This is a genomic window from Mucilaginibacter celer, from assembly GCF_003576455.2.
Classification (GTDB): domain Bacteria; phylum Bacteroidota; class Bacteroidia; order Sphingobacteriales; family Sphingobacteriaceae; genus Mucilaginibacter; species Mucilaginibacter celer.
The window spans coordinates 2,546,008-2,571,055 of the sequence record NZ_CP032869.1 but is presented as its reverse complement, the minus strand read 5'-3'; the positions used below and the strand labels follow the sequence as shown (position 1 = coordinate 2,571,055).

Annotated in this window: 10 protein-coding genes; 4 read left to right on the top strand and 6 right to left on the bottom strand. The window is 46.7% G+C overall.

Annotation, left to right across the window (positions count from 1 at the left end):
• The first annotated feature begins 163 nt into the window (after nucleotides 1-163).
• On the top strand, nucleotides 164-8,119 hold the full coding sequence (locus HYN43_RS10195) for a T9SS type B sorting domain-containing protein (protein WP_162996402.1): 7,956 nt from the start codon (nucleotides 164-166) through the stop codon (nucleotides 8,117-8,119).
• A gap of 185 nt (nucleotides 8,120-8,304) precedes the next feature.
• Here HYN43_RS10195 and HYN43_RS10190 read toward each other — a convergent pair whose 3' ends face one another.
• The 6 genes from HYN43_RS10190 to HYN43_RS10165 form a co-directional block, all read right to left on the bottom strand.
• Nucleotides 8,305-9,267 (bottom strand): ROK family protein, encoded by a 963-nt coding sequence (locus HYN43_RS10190; protein WP_119411596.1) that lies wholly within the window; start codon nucleotides 9,265-9,267, stop codon nucleotides 8,305-8,307.
• A 3-nt stretch (nucleotides 9,268-9,270) separates the two neighbouring features.
• A complete protein-coding gene (locus tag HYN43_RS10185) occupies nucleotides 9,271-10,743 on the bottom strand; it encodes a glycoside hydrolase family protein (protein ID WP_119411595.1) in 1,473 nt (490 codons plus the stop codon).
• 17 nt (nucleotides 10,744-10,760) lie between these two features.
• Nucleotides 10,761-12,134: a sugar porter family MFS transporter gene (locus HYN43_RS10180; protein ID WP_119411594.1), complete on the bottom strand. Its 1,374-nt coding sequence runs from the start codon at nucleotides 12,132-12,134 to the stop codon at nucleotides 10,761-10,763.
• A gap of 20 nt (nucleotides 12,135-12,154) precedes the next feature.
• Complete coding sequence (locus HYN43_RS10175; protein ID WP_119411593.1) at nucleotides 12,155-13,870, bottom strand: RagB/SusD family nutrient uptake outer membrane protein; 1,716 nt, start codon at nucleotides 13,868-13,870, stop codon at nucleotides 12,155-12,157.
• 17 nt (nucleotides 13,871-13,887) lie between these two features.
• Nucleotides 13,888-16,962, bottom strand: coding sequence for a SusC/RagA family TonB-linked outer membrane protein (locus HYN43_RS10170; RefSeq protein ID WP_119411592.1), 3,075 nt, complete (start codon nucleotides 16,960-16,962; stop codon nucleotides 13,888-13,890).
• Between the two features lie 147 nt (nucleotides 16,963-17,109).
• Complete coding sequence (locus tag HYN43_RS10165; protein ID WP_119411591.1) at nucleotides 17,110-18,120, bottom strand: LacI family DNA-binding transcriptional regulator; 1,011 nt, start codon at nucleotides 18,118-18,120, stop codon at nucleotides 17,110-17,112.
• Between the two features lie 375 nt (nucleotides 18,121-18,495).
• On the opposite strand from HYN43_RS10165, the gene HYN43_RS10160 reads away from it, so the two are divergent.
• The 3 genes from HYN43_RS10160 to HYN43_RS10150 all read left to right on the top strand — a co-directional run bounded on the left by HYN43_RS10160 (nucleotide 18,496) and on the right by HYN43_RS10150 (nucleotide 25,045).
• Nucleotides 18,496-19,449, top strand: coding sequence for a hypothetical protein (locus HYN43_RS10160; protein ID WP_119411590.1), 954 nt, complete (start codon nucleotides 18,496-18,498; stop codon nucleotides 19,447-19,449).
• A gap of 37 nt (nucleotides 19,450-19,486) precedes the next feature.
• A complete protein-coding gene (locus HYN43_RS10155) occupies nucleotides 19,487-21,271 on the top strand; it encodes an alpha-L-fucosidase (protein ID WP_119411589.1) in 1,785 nt (594 codons plus the stop codon).
• A gap of 498 nt (nucleotides 21,272-21,769) precedes the next feature.
• Nucleotides 21,770-25,045, top strand: coding sequence for a SusC/RagA family TonB-linked outer membrane protein (locus tag HYN43_RS10150; RefSeq protein ID WP_119411588.1), 3,276 nt, complete (start codon nucleotides 21,770-21,772; stop codon nucleotides 25,043-25,045).
• The last annotated feature ends 3 nt before the right edge of the window (nucleotides 25,046-25,048 follow it).

Sequence of the window (25,048 nt, the reverse complement as noted above, 5' to 3'; positions counted from 1 at the left end):
GCAGGAAACTTTAACCCCTAAAAAATCTCATTGCAAAAAGCGGGTTTCCGAAACCTATTTTTCTATCCGCAATTTTAAATACCCGTTTTACGGTATTGTGCTACTTTTTTTTAACATGCAAATTTACAATGCATTATATACGTAGCGCAAAAGCCTTATCAATATGTTAGTATTTTACCCCTCAACCTTCAAAAAGCTATTTTCCTTTATTATTTTAATTACTTTATGTATGCCGATAGCCAGGGCGGAGGTTGCTCCTGTAAATAGTAAGAGCAAAAAATTTGAGAATAGTAATTCAGCAAATCTGCATAAAGTTAATATCAAACCGGCACCAACGGTAATAGTATTCGTTACTCAAAACGGTGCCGGCCTGAAAAACGGCAGTAGTTGGGCAAACGCCTACAGTACCAATGAATTGCATAGTGCGTTATTTAACGCAACATCAGGAATGCAGTTTTGGATAGCCGCAGGTGCTTATAATCCTATCATAAACGGATCGGGTACTTATAAACTCAAATCGGGGGTTAGTATTTATGGTGGATTTGCAGGTTACGAAACACAGTTAAGTCAGCGGGATCCGTCTGTAAACATAACATTATTAACAGGTGCTTCTTACCAGCTCATGTACGCGCTTGATCTTACCGAACCTGCCCTTATCGATGGTGTAACCATGACAACCAGGGCTACGGTGCTTACCACATTCGGCAGGGTTGGAGGAGCTCTTTGGGTATCGGGGGGCGATAATCTGCTAACCGTTAATAATGTAACATTTAAAAATAACCTGGCAGGTAAGGGCGCTGGCATCTATATACTACATAGCAGCCCAAATATCACCAACTGTACGTTTACAAACAATACGGCCAGCGCCACAGCAGTTACCGGAGGTGCAGCAGCCGGCGGCGCTATTGCTATTGCCTGTGCCCGGGAAAACACCACTTCGTACGGATCGCACGGGCCAAGTAACCCAACAATTACTAATTGTAAATTTACTAATAATACGGCGGGTTACGGGTCGGCCATTTATATGGCCGGCGAAGATATTTACAACGATGCGGGCAACAAGATTGCTACCTGGGCTCCCAATCCGGTGATAACCAATTGCGTGTTTTCTAATAATTATGGCAGTTCCACCGTACATATCGTACTTTTTAGTTACGACCAGGTGTCGTTAACAAGGCCCCGCATCCAAAAATCTGTCTTCTATCAAAACCAGGGCAATTCAATTGTAAATGATTCGAGGGGAATGAGCCTTACAACCGAAATTTATAATTGCTTATTCACCGGTAATAACCAGCCTGCTATATACAACACCTCTACCACAAACTCTACAGTAACATCAAACGCCTGTACGCCGGTAATTGTTAACTCTACCTTTTATGCCCAACCGGCAATAAGCAATTTTAACGCGAGTCCGTATTTATGGGGTGATATTTTATGGGGATCGAATAACCCGATCTATAATTTTGAAAAGAGCTTTCCCCAGGTCAAATACTCAATTGTACAGGGAGGATACGCCGGCACAGGTAATTTAAATGCCGATCCGGTATTTGTTAATACAGGCAATCTTATTGGTAGCGATAACGTGTGGGGTACCGCCGACGATGGTTTAATGCTGTTGCCATGCAGTTCGCCTGCTATAAATGCCGGCACACTGGTTTCGCAGGGCCCAACGAGCGATATTCGCGGAGTTGCCTGGCTTGATAACCCTGATATGGGTGCCTATGAACAAAACAGTACCCGTTTAACACCGGTAATTGCTATTACCACAAGCAGCCGCAGCATTTGCGCCGGTACCCCGGTAACCTTTACCTCGGCAACAAGATATGCCGGCGATAAACCCGTATATCAGTGGCAAAAAAATGGCATAAATGTGGGTTTTAATTCCGCCACATATACCGATAGCACTTTAACCGACAATAGCGTAATTACCTGTTTGTTAACCAGCAGCGATGCATGCAGTATTGGCCAGGTTACTTCAAACAGCCTGGTAATGACGGTAAATCCGGTAATTAAACCAGGTATCAGCATAGCAGGTTCTGCAAGTTCGGTATGTCCCGGCACACCGGTAACTTTTACCGCAACCCCGGTAAACCCGGGGAGTTATGCAAGCTATCAATGGCTGCGAAACGGTAAAAATACCGGTACCAACGCGCTTACCTATACAGCAAGTTTTACTACTACGGATACCATCAGGTGTATCATTACTACCAATACAGATTGCACAGTTCCGCGCACTGCTGTCTCTAACAGTATTGTAATGGGAATAAAGCCGCAATTAAAGCCCCAGGCTACCATCACGGCTTCAGCAACTACTATTATCCCCAAAACAAAAGTTACTTTTACTGCCAAAGTAGTAAATGGCGGTACCAAACCTTTATACAGTTGGATTAAGAATGGGGTTACCGTTGGTCAAAACCAGGCCACCTATATCGATTCATTATTAAAGGGAAGCGAGCATATCTCATGTATAGTAACCGGAAGCGGCGACTGCCCCTTGACTGATACTTCCAATGTTGTCACTATAAACATGGTTGCGCCCCAAATCAGCTCATTTAGTCCGGCAAACGCGGTAAGCGGAACGAGTATAATAATCAAGGGTAAATACTTAACAAACACCAGTTCTGTTAAATTTGGAGGAACGGCTGCGGCATCATTTGTGGTAAACTCGGATACACAGATCACGGCGGTGGTGGGCATCGGTTCAAGCGGCGATGTTACGGTTGTGACACCCGGCGGACCGGCATCGGCAAGCGGATTTGTGTACCAGTTAAATCAAACCGTCACATTTGCATCCATCCCTGCAAAAACCACCAATGCTGCTGATTTTGATCCGGGAGCAACAAGCAGTTCGGGCCTGCCGGTTGCTTACACGTTTAGCAATACTAAAGTGGCGAGCCTGGTAAATGGTAAAATACATATTTTATCTACAGGCTCGGTAACAATAACAGCTACCCAGGCCGGCGATTCAAAATATGCAAAAGCAACTGCCTCGCAGCTGTTAATCGTATCATCGCCAGGGGTTCAGGTTATTACATTTGCAACTCCGGCTCCCGTTTCTTACGGGATGGCAGATTTCGACGCAGGTGCCACTTCCAATGCCGGATTACCTGTACTTTACAGCAGCAGCGATACAACCATCGCTAACATTATAAATAACAAAGTTCATATTACCGGTGTTGGCAAGGTTAATATAACGGCCTCGCAACCAGGCAACGAAGCATACAATAAAGCAACCAGCCTAACCCGTATTTTAACCATTAACAAAGGGAATCAAAGCATTTCATTCGATCCTTTGGAGAGTATCACCTATGGTTACATTTCGGGCACAACAGCCAAAGCAAGCGCATCATCAGGTTTGCCGGTTATTTTTAGCAGTGCCGATACTACTATCGCCAAAGTTTCATCAAACCAGATTTTCCCTTTTAAAGCAGGGGTTGTGAATATTACAGCAAGCCAGCCGGGAAACAATTTTTACAATGCCGCCACCCCGGTTGTACAGTCCCTTACTATTTATAAACAGTATCAATATATCTCCATACAAAGTTACGGCTACCAAACCTTTGGCACTGCCGATTTTGAGCCGGGCCTGTACATATCGTCCAAATTAAAACCTACTTATAGCAGCAGCGATACTACAGTTGTTTCGATAAGCGCAGCCGGATTACTGCATATGAAAGGGGTTGGCACAACAACAATTACGGTAACACAGGCTGGTAATGAAAGTTATTATCCCGCAAATGCGGTAACGCAGCTGCTTACTATAAGCAAGGGCGGGCAAACAATAACATTCCCTGCTATGCAGCCTGTACAATTTGCTTCGGCCGATTTTATTCCCAACGCTGTCAGCAGTTCGGGCTTAGCACTTAGTTTTACTTCAAGCGATACCACCAGGGCAAAAATAGTGGCAGGCAAAATACGACCGCTTAAAGTAGGGACGGTAACAATAACGGCCACACAGGCGGGGAATAATAATTATACGGCAGCCACAAAAGTTACACAACTGCTTACAGTTGTTAAAAGCGATCAAAGCATCAATTTTGCAACGCCATCAGCAGCAAAATTCGGCGATGCGCCTTTTACATTGGTGGCTACCTCCGGTTCGGGTTTGGCGGTGAGTTTTGTGAGTTCGGATACCTCGGTTGTCAGGATCAGCGCAGCCGGGCTTGTTACCCTGCGTAAACCGGGCAGTGTAACCATTATCGCCAGTCAGGCAGGTAGCGCCAATTACAATGCCGCAGCACCGGTAAGCCGTACGTTCAGCATCGGTAAAGGCGATCAGCAGATCACCTTTGCAGCACTTGCTCCAAAAACATTTGGCGATGCAGCTATTACTCCCGGGGCGATAAGCAGCTCCAAACTACTTGTAGATTACAGCAGCTCTGATACCTCGGTCGCCGTGATAAGCGCAGGCAGAATTGTGATTAAAAACGGGGGACAGGTTACCATAACCGCTACCCAGGCCGGTAATGATTTTTATAACCCGGCACCGGCAGTGAGCCGGCAGCTCAGCATAGGCAGGGCAGCGCAAACCATCACCTTTGCAGCCCTCACTGCCAAAGTGTTCGGCAGTGCTGATTTTGCACTTACAGCATTTTCAAGTTCAAGACTCCCGGTGACTTATACCAGCAGTAACACCGCGGTGGCTACAGTAACAAACGGTGTGGTACATATTATCGGTGCCGGTACTGCCACCATAACGGCAAGCCAAACAGGCAACAGCAAATATGCAGCCGCCACACAGGTAAGCCAATTGCTTACGGTAAGCAAGGCAGTACAAACCATTACCTTTGCGGCTTTACCTGCCAAATATTACCTCGATACCGATTTTTACGTATCGGCAGTAAGCACGGCCGGTTTGCCGGCAAGCTTCAGCATTGCCGATACCACCGTAGCCCGGTTCATTAACGGGAAAGTGCATATTATTAAAGCTGGTATAACCAATATTATTGCCACACAGGCCGGCAATGGCAACTATAGTGCAGCAGTACCGGTTACCCGCGCATTTACGGTAGGGAAGGCCCCACAAAACATCACCTTCAGTACATTGCCATCCAAACAATACGGCGACGGCGATTTTTCCATCAGCGCAATAAGTTCATCCGGTTTACCTGTAAGCTTCAGCATCAGAGATACAACAGTAGCCCGGATCAACAACGGAGTAATACATATCCTAAGGGCGGGTACAACAACAGTACTGGCCAACCAGGCAGGAAACAGCAATTACAATGCTGCACTTACTATTAGCCAGATACTCAACATCGGCAAGGCTAACCAAAGCATCAATTTTGCAGCGCTACCGGCAGCAAAATTCGGCGATGCGCCTTTTACATTGGTGGCTACCTCCGGTTCGGGTTTGGCGGTGAGTTTTGTGAGTTCGGATACCTCGGTTGTCAGGATCAGCGCAGCCGGGCTTGTTACCCTGCGTAAACCGGGCAGCGCAACTATTACCGCGAGCCAGGCGGGCAGTGCCAATTACAATGCTGCCGCACCGGTAAGCCGTACGCTCAGCATCGGTAAAGGCGATCAGCAGATCACCTTTGCAGCACTTGCTCCAAAAACGTTTGGCGATGCAGCCATTACTCCAGGGGCGATAAGCAGCTCCAAACTACTTGTAGATTACAGCAGCTCTGATACCTCGGTCGCCGTGATAAGCGCAGGCAGAATTGTGATTAAAAACGGGGGACAGGTTACCATAACCGCTACCCAGGTTGGTAATGATTTTTATAACCCGGCACCGGCAGTAAGCCGGCAGCTCAGTATAGGCAGGGCAGCTCAAACTATCACTTTTGCAGCCCTCACTGCCAAAGTGTTCGGCAGTGTTGATTTTGCACTTACAGCTTTTTCAAGTTCAAGACTACCGGTGACTTATACCAGCAGTAACACCGCTGTGGCTACGGTAACAAACGGTGTGGTACATATTACCGGCGCGGGTACTGCCACCATAACGGCAAGCCAAACGGGCAACAGCAAATATGCAGCCGCCACACAGGTAAGCCAATTGCTTACGGTAAGCAAGGCGGTGCAAACCATTACCTTTGCGGCTTTACCTGCCAAATATTACCTCGATACCGATTTTTATGTATCTGCAGTGAGCACGGCCGGTTTACCGGTAAGCTTCAGCATTGCCGATACTACGGTAGCCCGGTTCATTAACGGGAAAGTGCATATTATTAAAGCTGGTATAACCAATATTATTGCCACACAGGCCGGCAATGGCAACTATAGTGCAGCAGTACCGGTTACCCGCGCATTTACGGTAGGGAAGGCCCCACAAAACATCACCTTCAGTACATTGCCATCCAAACAATACGGCGACGGCGATTTTTCCATCAGTGCAATAAGTTCATCCGGTTTACCTGTAAGCTTCAGCATCAGAGACACAACAGTAGCCCGGATTAATAACGGAGTGATACATATCCTGCGGGCAGGTACAACAACGATACTGGCAAACCAGGCAGGAAACAGTAATTACAATGCTGCGCTTACTATTAGCCAGACACTCAACATCGGCAAGGCTAATCAAAGCATCAATTTTGTAGCGCTACCGGCAGCAAAATTCGGCGATGCTCCTTTTACGTTATCAGCCACCTCCGGTTCAGGGTTGGCAGTCAGTTTTGCAAGCTCGGATACCTCGGTTATCAGGATCGGCGCAACCGGGCTGGTTACCCTGCTTAAACCGGGCAGTGTAACCATTATCGCCAGTCAGGCAGGTAGCGCCAATTACAATGCCGCAGCACCGGTAAGCCGTACGCTAAGCATCGGTAAAGGCGATCAGCAAATCAGCTTTGCAGCACTTGCACCAAAAACGTTTGGCGATGCGGCCATTACTCCGGGGGCGATAAGCAGCTCCAAACTACTTGTAGATTACAGCAGCTCTGATACCTCGGTTGCCGTAATAAGCGCAGGCAGAATTGTGATTAAAAACGGGGGACAGGCTACGATAACCGCTACCCAGGCCGGTAATGATTTTTATAACCCGGCACCGGCAGTAAGCCAGCAGCTCAGTATAGGCAGGGCAGCTCAAACTATCACTTTTGCGGCCCTCACTGCCAAAGTGTTCGGCAGTGTTGATTTTGCACTTACAGCTTTTTCAAGTTCAAGACTACCGGTGACGTATACCAGCAGTAACACCGCTGTGGCTACGGTAACAAACGGTGTGGTACATATTACCGGCGCGGGTACTGCCACCATAACGGCAAGCCAAACGGGCAACAGCAAATATGCAGCGGCAACACCGGTAAGCCAGTTACTTACCGTAAGCAAGGCAACACAAACCATTACCTTTGCGGCTATTACCAATGTTAAGTACGGCAGTGCTGATATTCAGCTAAACGCTGCTGCAAGTTCAAAACTTACCGTAAGCAATTATGTAAGCAGTAATACCTCGGTAGCAACCATTGTTAACGGACGTTTGCATGTAATAAACGCAGGCAGCGTTATCATAACTGCAAATCAGGCCGGTAATAGTAATTATAACGCGGCCAACCCGGTAAGCATAACCGTATCTATTGCCAAAGCACCTCTTACTATAACTGCCGGCAATAAAACCAAAGTATCGGGTGCGGATAACCCTGTGTTTACGGCAACCTATACGGGCTTTTTAAATGGCGATACAACAACCAGTTTGCTCACACCACCTATATTTAAGGCTACCACAACCGCAAGCCCAGGCGCTTACCCAATAATTGTAAGCGGAGCAACAGCCGCCAATTATGTTATAAGTTTTGTTAACGGCACGCTTACCGTTACCGCCAAACCTGCAACCGGTATTAGCCAGCCCCGAATCGAAACTACGGCTGCTAAAACTCCGGATAATATCGCTTATGTAAAAACAGAACCAACGGTCAGAGGCGCATTATCGCCAAATGGCGACGGCATTAACGATGTGCTTATTGTTGACGGCCTTGAAGCATATCCGGATAACACCCTAACGATATTGAATTTAAGCGGCGTTAAAATATACGAAGCAAAGGCTTACGATAATGCTAACAAAACGTTCGACGGACATTCGAACATTACCGGTGTAATGCAGAAGCCCGGCACTTACTTTTATTTATTGGAATATAAAGACAATGGCGAAACGAATAAGAAATCGGGTTATATAATTATAAAATATTAAAATGTAATTGATAAAAATAAGATGCGATCAGGAATAAGCCGGTATGCCCTCGCGGCGATACCGGCTATCTTAAACCAATTATATAAATGAGAACTTTTAGTTTTGTTTCTGTTTATATAAAACTGATAATCAATTTATTATTTTAATTAACTGTAATTTTAGATTGCTATTATTTTCAACGTGGCTTAACTACACATGGTAGCGAGCGATAATGCCGCCATATCGCCCACACTTTCGGTAAGCCCGGCAGGTACAATACTACAGGCTGCTACCGATTCAAAATAGGCTTCCTTTTCAATCACCTCCATCATAGCAGGCCGGAGCAAAGTTTCAGCCCGGCCATAGATACTGCCAAGAATAATCAGTTCCGGGTTCAGCATATCAATGAATAGCGAGAGCGCTTTGCCCAGATAATATCCGCACAAACGATAAACCTCTTTAGCCGTTTCATCGCCTGCAAAGGCAGCTTCTGCAATTGATTTAGCTGTAACTAATGGGAGATCGCCGACGTTTTGACAATAAGCCACCGCTTTACCTACTTGCAGCATTTCACGTGCTTTAAACTGCCCTATCTGTGCAATGCCGCCGCCACTGCAAAAACCCTCAAATGAGCCTGATTTACCAAAGCCAACCGGCCCAAGGTCGGCCAGGCGGATGTGGCCAACCTCGCCCGCCAGATCGGATATGCCGGAGTAAAGCTGGCCGTTCAGGATCAGGCCGGCGCCCATGCCTGTGCCAAAGGTGAGGAACATCAGGTTGTTATACCCGCGGCCCGCACCGTATTTCCATTCGGCAACAGCGCAGGCGTTGGCGTCGTTTTGCAGTAACACGGGGCGGCCAAACCGCTCGGTCGCCATTTTTACAATAGGCACGTTATCCCAGCCTATCAGGTTGGGTGGGGATAAAATGAGCCCTTTTTTGCTGCTGAGCGGCCCGCCGCAACTGATTCCGATACCGCTGAGCGATGTTTTGGCAACCTGGTGCTGATTGAGCAATCTTTCGGCTGTGGCAAACAGCTTCTCAATCATTTCATAAACGGGCAAATCGGTAGGCATGGCTTCCTTGCACACCAACCGGATGTTACCGGGCGTTTGCTCACCAATTAATACGGCACATTTTGTTCCGCCAATGTCAAAACCTAATAGCATTTGTTAGTTTTTTAGAGGGTAGATTTTAATTGAACGGAATACAACTTTTCCGTGTTTTGCATACAGCCATATTACATCGCCATTATGCTCATAGGTTCTGTTAACGATGGTTCGCTTATGGTCGATATCGGCATCAAGGATCCCATCTTTCATTACCAAATCAATTTTTAATGTTTTATTCAGATAATCAACACCGGTAATGGAGGTGTTACCGAGGCTTACAATACCATCGGTACCTATAAAATTGAGCCGGTAACCATCATCACCTTTTGCATCTGATTTTAACAGGATGCCAAATTCTTCATTTGCTCCCTGTGGTTCAATTTCGAGGGTAATGCGGCAATTATCAGGAATGTGATCTATCCGCGCCGCACCTACGCCGTTAGGGGCGTTGATCGATGCTCCATCGCTTCCCAAAACCGAAGCCATAAGCTTAGGGTTGATCTTTGCCGCGATTGCATTATCGGTTAAAGGAATCATTTCGGCCGGGAACCTCGTATCCAGCGTACCATCCGGCTCCTGGATCACCTCGCGGAATAGGGAATTACCGCCAAATATTTCATGGTTGCCATCTTTGCTATCGTTACGGTTAGGCACCCAGGCGGCAGCAATACGGCGATCATTTTTAAACTCCGCAGTTTTTACCACATTCGACCAATCCTCGTTCAAAGCCTGGTGGCGCGGTGCCTGCCATGGGCCGTACGCATTTTTTGATTTTACGTAATAGGTACGGCTGTTATCGCTGTAAACCAAATAGTACCAGCCTTTCCAGAAAAAGTAATCAGGGCATTCGGGCACGCTCGGCTGGCCGGTTAATATCGGCTCCTGCACCGTCCAGTTTTTTAAATCTTTCGAAGTAAGATGCACAAGGCATCCCGCCGACGATTGCATTACCGGTTTTTCCTGCTCGCTTGATACAAACAAATGAAAAACGCCTGCCTGATCTACAAAAACCTTCGGGTCGCGGAAGTTGCGTTTGCTGTAACCCGGTGCCGAGGTGTAAAACGGGTTAGGCTTTTGCTTATCGAAATGGATACCATCGTTGCTGATGGCATAACTTAATTGCTCGTTCACGTGGCCTTCTTCATTAATCAACCGGGTAGCATAAAAGGCATAATATTTCCCCTGGTGATAAACAACCGAACCTGTACAGATGGATTTTTCCCATTGCTCATCAATACCCAATACAAGCGGGTGCTGTTTCCAGGTTTTCAGATCGGTTGATGTACTGAGCGCCCACTGGTGCCCGCCCAAACCGTTAAGGCTTTTATGGTGTGCCGAATCAAGCAGCCAGTAGTAGTAATAAGTACCGTTGCGGGCAAAAGGTATGCAATCGCCCACAAAAAGATTGCCTTTGGGCTTAAAATACTGCATGCTTGTTGTCGACTGGATGCTTGGATCGTACTTTACACCCAGTTGCGCTTTAGCGACGCTTCCCAGTATTACGGCCAGCATTAGTAATGAAAGTTTTTTCATGTTTTAGATATTATAGTTTAAAATTTACGCGGCGAACCGCCTTTTCTCCAGTGCTCTTCAATTTCTTCCAGTGTTTTTCCTTTGGTTTCGGGGATGTAGTAATACCCCCACCACAAACCGGCTACGCATACCAGCGCGTACAACCAAAATGTAAAATCGACACCTAACGAGTTTACCAGTTTTAAAAATGTAAAGGCGATAATGGCATTAAAACCCCAATGCGCCAACGAGCCGATACTCATGCCCACCCCACGCACATTAAGCGGAAACACTTCAGATATCAATAACCATCCCAGCGGTGCAAGGCTAATAGCGATAAAAATGATAAAGCAAACGATGCTCAGCACCGCAAACACGGGCAGGCTTGCACCAAGCTCTTCCTTAAAATGAAAGCAGGCACCCAATAGGGCCAGCGATGGGATCATACCCCAGATCCCGATCATGTAAAGCCGGCGGCGGCCAACCTTATCCAACAATAAAACAGAAACCACGCAGGCCAATACATTTACGCCGCCTATAATAATTGCCGGCAGAATGGAGCCCGTATTGCTCACTATCCCGGCCATTTTAAAAATGATAGGCGAATAGTAGATAATGGTATTAACGCCCGAAAACTGCTGAAAAAAGAAAATGCCAACGGTGATGATGAGCGGTGCGCGCAGCCAGGGTTTGAAAACCTCGGTCCAGTTGGTGTTTTGCTCGCGTTGCATTTGGAGGTCTTTTTCCAGTTCGGCAAGGGTATTGTCGATGATATCGGCATCTTCCAGTTTTTCGATAATCTTTTTGCCTTCGTCCCAGCGGCCTTTGCTGATAAGCCAGCGCGGGGTTTCGGGCAAGAAGAACATACCCACCAACAGGATAACCGCGGGGATAAATCCCACTAAAAACATCAACCGCCATGATTCAGGCTTGCTATCGTCTGATAGCCAGTAATCGGCCAGGTAGGATACCAGGATGCCGATGGTAATCATAAGTTGGTTAAGGGTAACCAACCCACCCCGCACGCGGCTGGGCGAAATCTCGGAGATATACATAGGCACCACGTATGAGGTGATGCCTATGGCAAAGCCAATAATAATCCGCATCACAATCAACACGGTAACATTAGGCGCATAGGCACAGCCGAAAGCGCCAACGGTAAATATAATGGCGTTGGCAATAATCATCCGTTTGCGGCCTATGGCATCTGATAATTTACCGCTGGTTACCGCACCAAGCACGGCGCCGATAAGCACCGTTGTGGTAATGAGTTCGATATCGGCATCGGCAAGCTGCCAGTATTGTTTCAGAAAAGGCAAAGCGCCCGAAATTACGCCGGTATCAAAACCGAACAGCAAACCACCGGTAGCGGCGATGATAGCGATGAGGAGTACATTAGCTTTTATTTTCATTATAATTGGTGTTTAGCAATTTAGTATCCGGGGTTTTGCTTGTATAACCCCTTGCTGAAGTTGATCTGGTTGGTAGGGATAGGCATGTATTCGTCCCTTCCTTTCTGAAACTTAGCTGTTTTAAGGTGGGCACGCTTGGTGCTTTCTGATGCAAAATAGCTATTCATATAGGTATCGGCAATACCCCAGCGCACCAGATCGAACAGGCGGTTACCTTCCATGGCAAATTCAAGGCGGCGCTCTTTCCGTAGTGCTTCGCGGGCGTAGGCCTGTGTCCAAACGCAGTTTACACCGGGCTGATAGGTTGCCACTTTATAGTTGGTAGCGAATGATCCGTCGGCTTTTTTAAGCATCCCGGTACTGTTGGCGGCACGGGTTCTGATCTGGTTAATGATGGGCAGCGCTTCCGTTTCCCGGCCAAGCTCAATCAGGGCTTCAGCCTTCCAAAGCAACACATCGGCATACCTGATCAATTCCCAGTTTTTTGAGCTCGACATAAATGGCGGAATTCGCTGAAATGAGCCATCGTTATAAGCCGCCAAATCCTTCATACTGGTAAAATAACCGTAAATGGCAGGTGCGCGGGCCCAGGAGTTTTGATAAACAAAAGTTGGCACATATTTAAATGGGTGACCGGGGATGCCCACGGTATGATCCAACCGGGGATCGAACGTGGCCAGGATAAAATCATTACCCGATAAAGCGTCGGTACTGTTGTAGCCCGTAAACTTTGGCAAACCATTGGTTTCGGTTTTAAAATTGTTTACCAAATCCTGACTGGGGATATGTTGCCAGCAGCAGCCGTACTCCACATTCATGGGGTATGATAGGGAATGGCCCAAATCAATCCTCCCATAAGTTGTTCCGTCATTCCGCGAATACTGGATGGCAAAAACAGATTCGGGGCCGTTTTCATACTGCGCCATAAAGTTCTGCCCAAAATCAGCAGCAAGGCCATATTTTCCTGAACCTATCACCACATCGCAAAGGGTAACCACTTCCTGTAGTTTGGCGGCATCCATGCCGGTAACGTTGTGGTTATCGTCCTGCTTATAAGCCTGGTAAAGCCTTACTTTAGCCAGCATGGCATTGGCGGTAAATTTGTTAGGCCTGCCAACATCGGCTTGTGAATTAGGCAGGTTAGCTACCGCAAACTGAAACTCGCCGGCAATTTTTTCCCAAAGCTGGTCGCTGGTTAAATCGGTGTTCGAGATCTTGATGTATTCGTCCTTAGCAACGTTTTCGTCAAAATACGGTACGCGGTTAAACAAAATCTTCAGCATAAAATAATAGTACCCACGTAAAAAGCGCATCTCGGCCTGGCGAGATACTTTGTTGGGGAAAGATGCCGCGTCGATTTGGTTAACCCTCACCAAAGCATCGTTAACCCGGCCAATGCCGTTGTACAACTGCGCCCACATCCTATCGGTAATGCCGTTGGTTGGGCGGTTGGTAACATAAGTTTCATAGTCGTTCCAATCGCTGTTGTCGCCCGCGCCGTCGCCGCCTTTGTAGGCGTCGCCGCTGCGCAGACTGCCCCAGGGCCACAAGCTGTTTGAGGTATGGATACTTTCATTACCCAAAGTAGCATAGGCCGATATTACCATTTTTTCCACATTTACCGGCGTATTTAAATCGCTGCTGGATACCACGCCCTGTGGTGTTTCGTCGAGCGCCTTCTTGCAGCCGAAGCTAAACGTAAGCAGGGCAGCCCAGATCAATATTTTCGTTTTCATATACATTACATTTTAAATTAAAAGGACAGATCTAAACCAAACGTTACGATGGCCGGCACGGGATAACCGTTGCCCGGATTTTCGGGATCGGCAGCCGTATATCCCTTGCTTTTAATGGTCCATAAATTAGCGCCCTGGAAAAACACCCTCGCGTTTTGCACTTTAATGCTTTTCAGCGCGTCTTTCAGGCTATAGCCAACCTGTAGGTTGCGCAGTTTGAGGTACGATCCGTTTTCGATGAAATAGGTTGAAGTACGGTTTTCATCGTTAGTATTCACCAATGTAAGCGCCGGAATGGTTGAATTAGGCCTTTGCGGGCTCCAGGCATCCAATGTACGGGTGCCCCAGTTGCCACCCGGCCATATCGATGAAAAATCTGTATAGGTTTTGTAGGAGTTGTAAACCTTCAGTCCCTGTACACCCTGGAAAAAGGCGGCGAGGTCAAAATTTTTCCAGCGCAGGGAAAGGTTTAAACCATAAAGGAAATCGGGGTTGCCGTTGGAGATATAGGTACGGTCGCGATCGTTGATTACGTTATCACCATTCAGGTCTTTAAAGCGGATACGGCCCAAACCCTTGCCCGGCTGCGCGGGCGAGTTGGTAACCTGGTCGGCCGAAGTGAACAACCCGTCGGCTACGTAACCGAAGATGGAATTGATGGATTTACCAACGATGATCTGGTCGGTGCCGTTACCCGCGTAAGCAGTATAAATTTCGGAAGGCAGGTAGGTTACCTTGTTGATGTACTTGCTGAAATTGGCGCTTATCCCGAAGGTTAAATCTGAGGTTATGCGGCCATCGTAGTTCACAATAGCGTCGATACCTTTATTTTGCATCGATGCGCCGTTGAATGTTTTTGTGCCGCCCTCGCCTATAACGGCCAGGTAGCCTGGCGTGATGAGAATGCCCGATGTGTTTTTGATAAAATAATCAACACTACCGGTGATGGATTGATTGAAGAGCCCGAAATCAACACCGAAGTTGGATTCCTTAGTAGTTTCCCATTTCAGATCAGGGTTTTCCTGCTGAATTTTAACAAAGCCCGATGGTAGTGTGCCTGTTCCGGCCCCGATGATATCATAAGCCGTACCGCCGATAACATCGTTATTACTCAACCCGTAAATTGCCGAATAAAGGCTGTAGGTTGCATAGTTACCCGTTTCCTGGTTACCTGCCTCGCCATAGCTGTAACGCAGCTTAAGATCTGAAACAATTTTTGAATCTTTCAGGAAAGGCTCCTGGCTGATACGCCATCCGGCCGATCCGGCAGGGAAATAACCGTAACGGTTGTTGGCACCGAAACGTGACGAACCATCACGCCTTAAAGTACCCGAAAGGAGATATTTGTTGGCATATACATAGTTTACCTTGCCAAAAAACGATAACAGGGAGTTGGCCGTACCGTTACCACCATTGTTGATATTGGTGGTACCACGATCAAGGTAGGCATAGTCCAGGTTTTCGAGCGCGTAGCCTTGTCTTGAAGCAAAAAAGTTTTGGTTGATGAAGCGGATGGATTCATGGCCCAGCACGGCATCGATATGGTGTTTGCCAAAATCGGTATTGTAGTTGATGGTATTCTGGAAAATGAGGTTGCCATCATAGTTCTGGCTGTTTTGAACCAGATTTGAAGGATCGGTAAGGAAGCCCGATACATACGATTTTCGTAAAGTGCGCAGCCAGGTGCCGGCATAATCAACGCCATAGTTGGTTTTGGCATGCAGGCCCGGCAGTATGGTTAAATCGGCATAGGCATTGGCTATGATGCGACCAAAATAGTTTTTGTTTTGTTTGTTGTCTTCAATCAGGCGTACAGGGTTGTGGCGATCTGTCATACCCGAAGCCGGACCGCCCCAGCCACCGCTCACGGTGTGTACCGGTACAATAGGCTGCTGCACCAACGCGGTAAAAAGCACATCGCCGGTTGGGATCAGCACGTTGTTGGCATAAGTAGCATTAAAATTCTCGCCTATTTTGAGCTTGCCATTCAGAAAATTATATTCCGAATTGAGGCGCATGGTGATCTTTTTAGCCCGCGATTCGCGCACGACGCCTTTGTTATCATAATAGCCCAACGAGAAATAGGAGTTGCCCCTTTCACTGCCATTGGTAAAAGCGAGGTTATAGTTTTGCAGCAGCGAGGCCTGCGAAATTTCATCGTACCATTTGGTATCTGCCGATCGCATGGTTTTGGCCGCGTCGATAAACTCGGGCAGGATAACGCGGTTTAGTACCGGGTTGTTGAAATCGTTATTCCAGTCGTATTGGTAAATCTGGTTATTGTTGGGGTTAAATTTATCATTTAATGCTGCCCGCCAGTAAGCTTCGCCGCGCTGATTGGTGTTCAGCATGCTTTGCTTGGTGGTGTAATATTCTATCGAGCTGGAAGCATTAACATCTATACGGTGCACCCCATTTTTTGCCCGCTTGGTGGTAACAATGATAACACCGTTGGCAGCCCGAGAACCGTAAATAGTGGCCGAAGAGGCATCCTTTAACACCTGGATCGATTCGATATCGTCCTGGTTTATCTCCTGCAAACCACGCTTGGTTGGGATACCGTCAATTACATACAAAGGATCGTTATTACCCAGGGTATTGATCCCCCTGATCCTTACCGTAGCGCCACCGCCCGGATCGCCGTTTGAAGTAATGTTTACACCCGGAATGCGGCCCTGTAGTGATTTGATAGGATTCCCTTGTCGCACGTTTTTTATGTCGGTCATGTTTACAACGGCTACCGATCCGGTCAAATCGGCTTTCTTTTGGGTTTGATAGCCTGTTACCACCACCTCGTTCAGGTTGCCTGATGAGTATTCAAGCAGGATGGCTACCGGGCTGGTTTCGCCGTGATAGGTGTAGTTAACCGCCTGCATGCCCACAAACGTAAACGTAACGGTTTCGTTAGGGGCTACATTCACTGTAAAACGACCGTTATTATCGGTAGTAACGGTTTGCCGGGGCGATTTAACCGTTACCCCGGCCAAAGGGGTACCCAGATCTTTGCTGGTTACCGTGCCCGACAAGCTTCGTTGCTGGGCTGATGCTGCCCCACACAGCAGCATAATGATGAGTAATAATTTAATTTTCATAATCGGGAAATTGGTTTTTTGATTGGTTTGAATAGCTCTTTAAACGTTTAAAGAACTATGGCGAACGATTGCGCTGTGATGATTTAAATTTTTTTGAAAGCATGATTATTTCTCTTTAAACGTTTAAAGTAATGGTGAAAAAAATTTTTACTCCCTACAGCTTTTAGCAGCAACCAGTTCTGTTTCGAGGTAAATCTGGTTTACAACGCCTGGTTTGTTCACCAGGTCGAGCAGCATATTTACCGCTATTTTGCCCATTTTTTCGAGGGGCTGGCGGGCATGCGACACCGGGCAGCTAAACAATTCAAATGCCTCCGATTCGTCAAAACTGAACACGGAGAGCTCTTCAGGAACTTTGATCTTTAAGTTTACAATTTCTTTTAATCCACTGATGGCCAGCCTATCTGTAGCGAAAAATATCGCATCGCATTTACTTCCGGAGGTGAGCTGGTGGATGGCTTTACGCATATCCTGCTCATAGTGGTTTTGCCTTACAAACAGCGACCAGGCCGGGTGGGGTTCGATGCCGTGGTCTTCCAAGGCTGCAATATAGCCCCGGTTACGTTCCTGCAGGTTAAACAGACGGTTATTATAGTTGATAAAGGCGATTTTTTTGTGGCCCTGGTTTATTAAATGGGTAGTTGAATCGTAAGCGGCTTTGTAATTATCCAGCAATACGCAATTTGTGATCATATTAGGAAAATTCCTGTCGATCAAAACAAAGGGAAGATCTGATTTTTGCAAGGAGGCAATGGAAGCCTCCGAGTGCTCAACCGGAACCAGAATGAGCCCATCTACCTGGTGATTGATCAATACATTAACCAGTTCATTAAACTTATCACTACTCTCATTACTGCTACCAAAGATTACGGTATAGTTTTTTCGTTTAGCCTCCGCCTCAATAGCCCTCGTAATCCCCGAGCTGAAGCGGTAATTAATATCGGCTACAATAAGACCTATGGTGTTTGATTTGCGTGTTTTAAGGCTTTTGGCTAACTGGTTGGGGCGGTAGTTCAGCTCTTCCGCCGCCTGCTTTATTTTTTCGGCAATTTCTTTACCTACCTGCTTTTCTTCGGCCTGCCCGTTAAGCACATAAGACACCAGCGCGGTTGATACACCCACGTGCGAAGCAATATCTTTAAGGCCTATTTTTTTCATTTAAATTAGCAGGGAAGCAGGTTACAATCGGGTTTGTAAATCAAATATAGTTCTTTAAACGTTTAAAGCAATTTTTTTTTAAAAAAACTTAAATCAGGACACTGATTGTTTTTGGGGAGGAGACAGTGATACTTGAAATAGGCGTTATCCAATAATAATTATTGTATTTGATTTAATCTGCCTGTATTAACGGGTGCCATTTAATGCGGGTAGGAGGCTAAATAACAGGTTAATTATAAATACTATAAAGGTAATCAGGTAAAATTTCCGGCGCATTTTATATGTCAAATTGCAGATATGGGGTTGTAGCTCAACATACAAAGCTACGATGCCCATTTTAAGTATCTGTTAAATGATTGACAACAATAAACACGCATGAAAAAAACGATTACTATTTTTATTTTATCTGCCATCCTGCTTACAGCGGCTTGCAAGAAAGACGGCAAACCGGTTGTAAAACCTGTAGACACGGCAAAAGCATTAGCCACAAACGCCCCACCAAAAAAGTGGCAGGAACACTGGTATGAACACGATGACCTGTTAACCAATGTTTATTACAACGACGACCTCGCTTTGTATTACGATAACGAGATGGATACCGCCATCACCTGGCCGCGGGGAGCGTACACCCGCATCTGGCATTACATTAAACAAAACTATGGCAACTTTGGAGATTCGAGCAGGTTTTATGTGGTGTTGCATGCCAATAAGCATGAAGGATCGGGCCATCCCGCGCCTTATTATGATGTTAGCCACGATTACCGTAACGTGCTTGATGTAGGCGAAAGCTTGTCCGATTGGTATAAAGAAGAAGGCGATAAACTCAGGTTGCCGATACATGAGATAGGGCATATCGTGGCAAGCTCATCGCATGGCCGTACGCATGATTTGCAGGACGGTAACATTTGGGGCGACAGTAAATTTGCCGAGATTTTTATTTACGATGTACTGCTGAATACCGGTTACAAATCAGAAGCCGATGCGGTTTACGCCCAGATGAATGATCCTTCGCAAACGGATAATTATAGCTATCCGGGTGTGAGCTATCCTGGCGTTAACTTTTTTGTGGATTGGTTTTATCCCATTTATACCAAATACGGTAAGGGTGCCGTACTGGCCCGCTATTTTAAGCAGATAGCCGATAACGTGCCCATGGACAGAACGGATGATTTGAACCTGGGCGAGTTTGTGCACTTTTTTAGCGGCGCGGCCGGCGCAAATCTGCGCGGCCAGGCCAAAATTGCCTTTAAAGAATACTGGACCAGCGATGTTGAAGCCCAGCTTAAACAAGCCCAGCTTGATTTTCCCGGTGTAAAATATCCTTATTGATCTCCATTTTTTAATTCACAAGACATTTTTAATATTGATGAAAAGATTGATTGCCTACATCATGCTGGCGCTTAGCCTCGCGGCATGCAAAAAACAAAATGTAAAAGATACCGGGCCTACAACGGTGGTTACCCCACCTGTTACCGGCATTATTGATACTTCCAGAACCTCGTGGTGGCAAAAAGCCAAATTTGGTATGTTTATTCACTGGGGCGTTTACTCGGTGCCGGCCGGTATTTACAACGGGGTGGATATTTCAGATCCGGGTTCGGGCCATTATGGTTCGGGCGAGTGGATTATGCATAACCTCCAAATTCCGGTGGCCAGCTATAAGGAGTTTGCAAAGCAATTTAACCCCACAGCCTATAATCCCGAAGAATGGGTGCAACTGGCCAAAGATGCAGGCATGAAATACATTGTATTTACCGCCAAACATCACGACGGCTTTGCCATGTACGATACCAAATACAGTGATTGGAATGTGGTTAAAGCCACGCCCTACGGTAAAGACGTACTGAGGCCGTTGGTAGATGCCTGCCGCAAGTACGGCCTTAAAATAGGCATTTATTATTCGCAGGCTAATGACTGGATTAATAAAGGTGCCGCAAACGGTGGTTTTTGGGATGTTGCACAAAACGGCAGTATGGATGATTATATCGATAAGATCGCCATTCCGCAGGTACGCGAATTGTTAAGTAACTACGGTGATGTATTGGAGATCTGGTGGGATATCCCGGATGAAATGACTACCGCACGTGCTGCCAAATTTTCGCCGGTATTGGCTCTTCAACCCAGAACACTAACCAATAACAGGCTTAACCAAAACTGGACAGGCGGCGATTTTGATACGCCAGAGCAAAACATCACGGCAAGCAGCGGCGGCAGGCCATGGGAATCATGCATGACGATGAACGATAGCTGGGGCTATACCAAAAACGATAAAAACTTTAAATCGAGTTCAACTATTATCCGTAACCTTATTAAAGTAGCATCGCTGGGCGGTAATTACCTGCTTAACGTGGGGCCAGATGCCAACGGAAAAATCCCTCAGCCCGAAATAAGTATCCTGAAAGATCTTGCCGGCTGGATGCGTATCAACAGCGAATCAATTTATGATACTTACGCCAGCCCGTTTAAGTTTACACCATGGGGTAATGCCACTACTAAATTAACCGCCGATGGCAACACTAATATTTACCTGCACATTTTTAACTGGCCGGGAGGCGAAAAACTGCATGTGCCGGGCGTTAAAAACCAATTGCTTTCGGCCTCGATGCTTGCGAACGGTAAAAGTGTTAACGGGATTAATGATGATACAGGCATCACGCTTGATATCCCTGTAGGTCCGGTTGATAATATATCGAGCGTTATTAAAATGGTAGTTAAGGGGAAATTACAGGTTGAGGTTTACGAACAAGGTCCGGAAGCGAATGGTTCGTTTATATTGTCGGCTGCCGCTGCCGATCTGCATAATCCCAACGGCTGGGATGATATACATGTAGAAAACGAAGGTAATCCCAACCTTGGTTACTGGACCAACCCTTGGGCTTATGCCACCTGGAAAATAGCGGTTAAAACACCCGGCATTTACAAAGTGCAGGCGGAAATTGCCACGGAAGCCGGGGCTACAGTTATGGTAGCATCGGTTAACGGCGAAGCGGTGCAAAAAACATTAACATCAACCGGCGGATATGGTAGTTATAGGCTCGTAACGCTTGGTAACCTTAAAATTGCCAACTCCGGGTCCGTCACGTTTACTTTAGCACCCGATCCGGGTAACTGGCAGCCGGTTAATGTGCGAAAGGTTATACTTACGCCATAGCTTTAACAGCTTGTAACTACCCGTTACCCCGTCTGGCTCAAGTCTTGTGGATGGGGTAGTAGCAGGGATGACTTGTGCCTGCCCGGATAAGAGACATTAGGCGGGGCGGCCTTTACAACCCTGAGCTTGTCGAAGGGTCGCGCGCAGAGACCCTCCCCACCATGCTTCGACGGGGCTCAGCATGACACCCATTTAATTATGTCATGGGTAGCGATAGCGAAGGATCTTCTACAACAAGCATGGCGGCTATACAGGGCGAAGAAGATGCTTCGTGCCTCAGCATGACAAATAGGCTAATGTCATTTTGACTTCATAGAGGCTCCGGATACATATCCGGGGCCTTTTTTATAATCCGTCCTTTTCTATTCTCCGGTATTAACTCATCATAAACAAATGGTAATTAAACAGAGCATAATGATAATCCAATAAAATATCCGCCGGGCCTAAAATGGGATTTTGCAATCTTAAAATCATTAACAACGAAACTATTGACGATCTATGCTAAAATTTTACAATTTATTAAAGCGGATCTGGGTGCTTAAAATCCCTAATTATTCGCGCCCTGTTATTTTGCTGGTAGCCTTTACCGTTTTTTGTTGCCTGTATGCCGATAATGCTTCGGCACAGGTAAAAAGCAAAACTAAATTTACCATTACGGGTATCGTTACCGATACATCAGGCGTGGCTGTTATTGGTGCCAATATTGTGCCGGTAAACGTAAAAGGCAACAGTACCGCTACCGATGCCAACGGTAAATTTATCCTTGATGTTGAGCCTGGTACCATTTTAAAAATATCCTACGTAGGCTACCAGGAACAAAAAGTAACGGTATCGCCCGATCAAAAGTATTTAAAAATCATCCTAAACCTTACTAAAAGCCAGTTTGATGATGTTGTGGTAACCGCCTATAGCCGTAAGCAAACCCGCGAATCGGTGGTAGGCTCGGTAACCACCATCAAACCGGGCGTGCTTAAAATTCCGGCAAGTAACCTTACCAATGCGCTTGCGGGCCAGGCGGCGGGTATAATCGCTTTTCAGCCAAGCGGGCAGCCGGGGCTGGATAACTCTAATTTCTTTATCCGCGGCGTTACCACCTTTGGTTACAAACAAAATCCGCTGATACTGATCGATAACGTTGAGTTGTCTACCAGCGATCTGGCCAGGCTGAATGTGGATGATATTGAGAGTTTTTCGATATTCAAAGATGCAAGCGCTACAGCCTTATACGGTGCGCGTGGTGGTAATGGCGTTATCCTGGTAAAAACCAAAGAGGGTAAGGCAGGCAAGGCACAGATTAATGCGCGACTTGAAAACTCAAGTTCGCAATCTATCAAATCGCTTGATATTGCCGATCCTATCACCTACATGAAACTTTTTAACGAGGCAACAACAACCCGCTTCCCGCTTGATCCGCAGCCTTACAGCCAAAATCAGATCCTGAACACGCAGGCTACCATAGCCAAAGCACCCGGAAGCAACCAGTATGTTTACCCGGCTGTAAACTGGCTCGATATGTTATTTAAAAACCGTACCAGTACCCAGCGTGCCGATCTGAGCATATCAGGCGGTGGGGGTGTAGCACGGTATTACGTAGCCTCATCTTACAGCGGGGATAACGGTATTTTGCGCACCGATGTAAGAAACAATAACAACAATAACGTTAAGTTTCAGAACTACCAGCTACGCTCAAACGTTAACATTAATGTAAGCAGCAAAACCGAACTGGTGGTCCGTCTGTGGGGCAATTTTAACGAATACAACGGTCCTCAAACTGCCGATGGTGGTTTCTCTACCGACATGTACAACTACGCGCTGCATACCAGCCCGGTTGATTTTCCGGCCTATTATCCGCCCGATGATGCCAACCTGCTTACCAAGCATATTTTGTTTGGTAACAAAGCGGCTTCAAACGGTTCGCTATCCTACATCAACCCTTACGCGCAATTATTGAAAGGCCACAAAAACTATTCAGAATCGCGGATGCAGGCCCAGCTGGAGCTCAATCAAAACCTTGATTTTTTAGCTGCCGGGCTTAACTTCCGTGGTATGTTCAGTACCAACAGGTATTCGTCGTTCCAATCGGCCAGGGCGTATCTGCCGTTTTATTATACGGCGACTAACTACGATCCTCAAACCAATAAATACGTTCTGCAATGGCTAAACCCGCAGCCGGGGCAGGCGCAGGAGTATCTAAGCTACGTGCCAGGTGGCAGTACGCTGAACACCTACCTGCAGTTTCAGGGTAATTTAGATTACGCGCATACCTTTGGCAAAAACCATAGCGTGCAGGCTACGGTAATCATGAACCGCGAACAAACTACCAATGGCAACGCCGGCACTTTGTTTGATGCCCTGCCTTACCGAAATTTAACTTTGGCGGGCAATGTTAGCTATGGCTATAAAGGCCGGTATTACATCAACGGCAACTTTGGCTATAATGGTTCCGAGCGCTTTTCGGCCAACCACAGGTATGGTTTTTTCCCAACCATCGGCAGCTCGTGGATCATTTCCGACGAGAAATTCTGGGGTAAACTATACAATATTTTTGATCGTGTTAAACTCCGCGCCAGCTATGGTACCGTGGGTAATGATGCCATCAGCGGTCAGCGGTTTTATTACCTGTCGGATGTTAACATGGCCAGCAATGGCGATGGCAGCCAGGGTAATTCAGCATCGTTTGGTACATCTGGCTATAGCCGTCCGGGTGTTAAGATCAACAATTATGAAAATGATGCCATCACCTGGGAAACCTCAAAACAGCTGAACCTTGGGCTTGAGCTTACTATGTTTAAGCAGATTAACCTTATTGTGGAGGTTTATCGCAATAACAAATACGATATTTTACAAACGCTGGGTAATGATAATATCCCCGCTACTATGGGCCTTGAGGCCGATGTGGCTGCCAACGTAGGTAAGGTACAGTCAAAAGGTATCGATATATCGTTGGATGGAACACAGCGCTTATCAAAAGATCTGTCCATCACCGCCCGGGGTAACTTCACCTTTGCAACCAATAAATTTTTGGAGTACGCGCAGCCGGGTTATAAAGAGGCTTACCGCAGCATTATAGGCCAGCCGCTTTACCGCAACAGCGGTTACCTTGCCGAGCGGTTATTTGTTGACGACAGCGAAGCTGCAAACTCGCCAACGCAAATATTTAGTTCAAAAGGTCCCGCACCAATGGGAGGCGATATCAAATACCGCGATTTGAATGGTGACGGGAAAATTGACGCGGCCGACCAAACTTACTATGGTTACCCAACCGTGCCGGAAATAGTATATGGTTTCGGCTTTACCACCGCCTGGAAAAATTTCGATCTGTCTACCTTTTTCCAGGGCAGGGCAAGGGTATCATTTACTATCGATCCATCAACCACATCACCATTTATCAAAAGCGCCGAATCACAATTTAATGGCAACACACAGTTGTTGCAGGCTTTTGCCGATAATCACTGGTCGGAAGATAACCAGAACCTGTATGCCATGTACCCGCGTTTGGGCACCGACGGCGATATCATTACCAACAATCGCCAGTCCAGTACATGGTGGCTGCGCGATGGCAGTTTCCTGAGATTGAAATCGGTAGAGTTTGGGTATTCATTATCAAAACAGCTTATTAAAAGGTTGGGTGTACGGGGAGCGAGGATTTACTTTAACGGCCTCAACCTCATCACCTGGAGCCCCTTTAAACTCTGGGACCCTGAGCAGGGGGGTAATGCCTTTGCCTACCCGGTACAAAAGGTTTACAACCTGGGCCTTTCTGTCAATTTATAACCA

Coding starts and splice junctions, on each gene's coding strand:
- HYN43_RS10195 (WP_162996402.1), top strand. CDS start 164: ATGTTAGTATTTTACCCCTCAACCTTCAAAAAGCTATTTTCCTTTATT.
- HYN43_RS10190 (WP_119411596.1), bottom strand. CDS start 9,267: ATGCTATTAGGTTTTGACATTGGCGGAACAAAATGTGCCGTATTAATT.
- HYN43_RS10185 (WP_119411595.1), bottom strand. CDS start 10,743: ATGAAAAAACTTTCATTACTAATGCTGGCCGTAATACTGGGAAGCGTC.
- HYN43_RS10180 (WP_119411594.1), bottom strand. CDS start 12,134: ATGAAAATAAAAGCTAATGTACTCCTCATCGCTATCATCGCCGCTACC.
- HYN43_RS10175 (WP_119411593.1), bottom strand. CDS start 13,870: ATGAAAACGAAAATATTGATCTGGGCTGCCCTGCTTACGTTTAGCTTC.
- HYN43_RS10170 (WP_119411592.1), bottom strand. CDS start 16,962: ATGAAAATTAAATTATTACTCATCATTATGCTGCTGTGTGGGGCAGCA.
- HYN43_RS10165 (WP_119411591.1), bottom strand. CDS start 18,120: ATGAAAAAAATAGGCCTTAAAGATATTGCTTCGCACGTGGGTGTATCA.
- HYN43_RS10160 (WP_119411590.1), top strand. CDS start 18,496: ATGAAAAAAACGATTACTATTTTTATTTTATCTGCCATCCTGCTTACA.
- HYN43_RS10155 (WP_119411589.1), top strand. CDS start 19,487: ATGAAAAGATTGATTGCCTACATCATGCTGGCGCTTAGCCTCGCGGCA.
- HYN43_RS10150 (WP_119411588.1), top strand. CDS start 21,770: ATGCTAAAATTTTACAATTTATTAAAGCGGATCTGGGTGCTTAAAATC.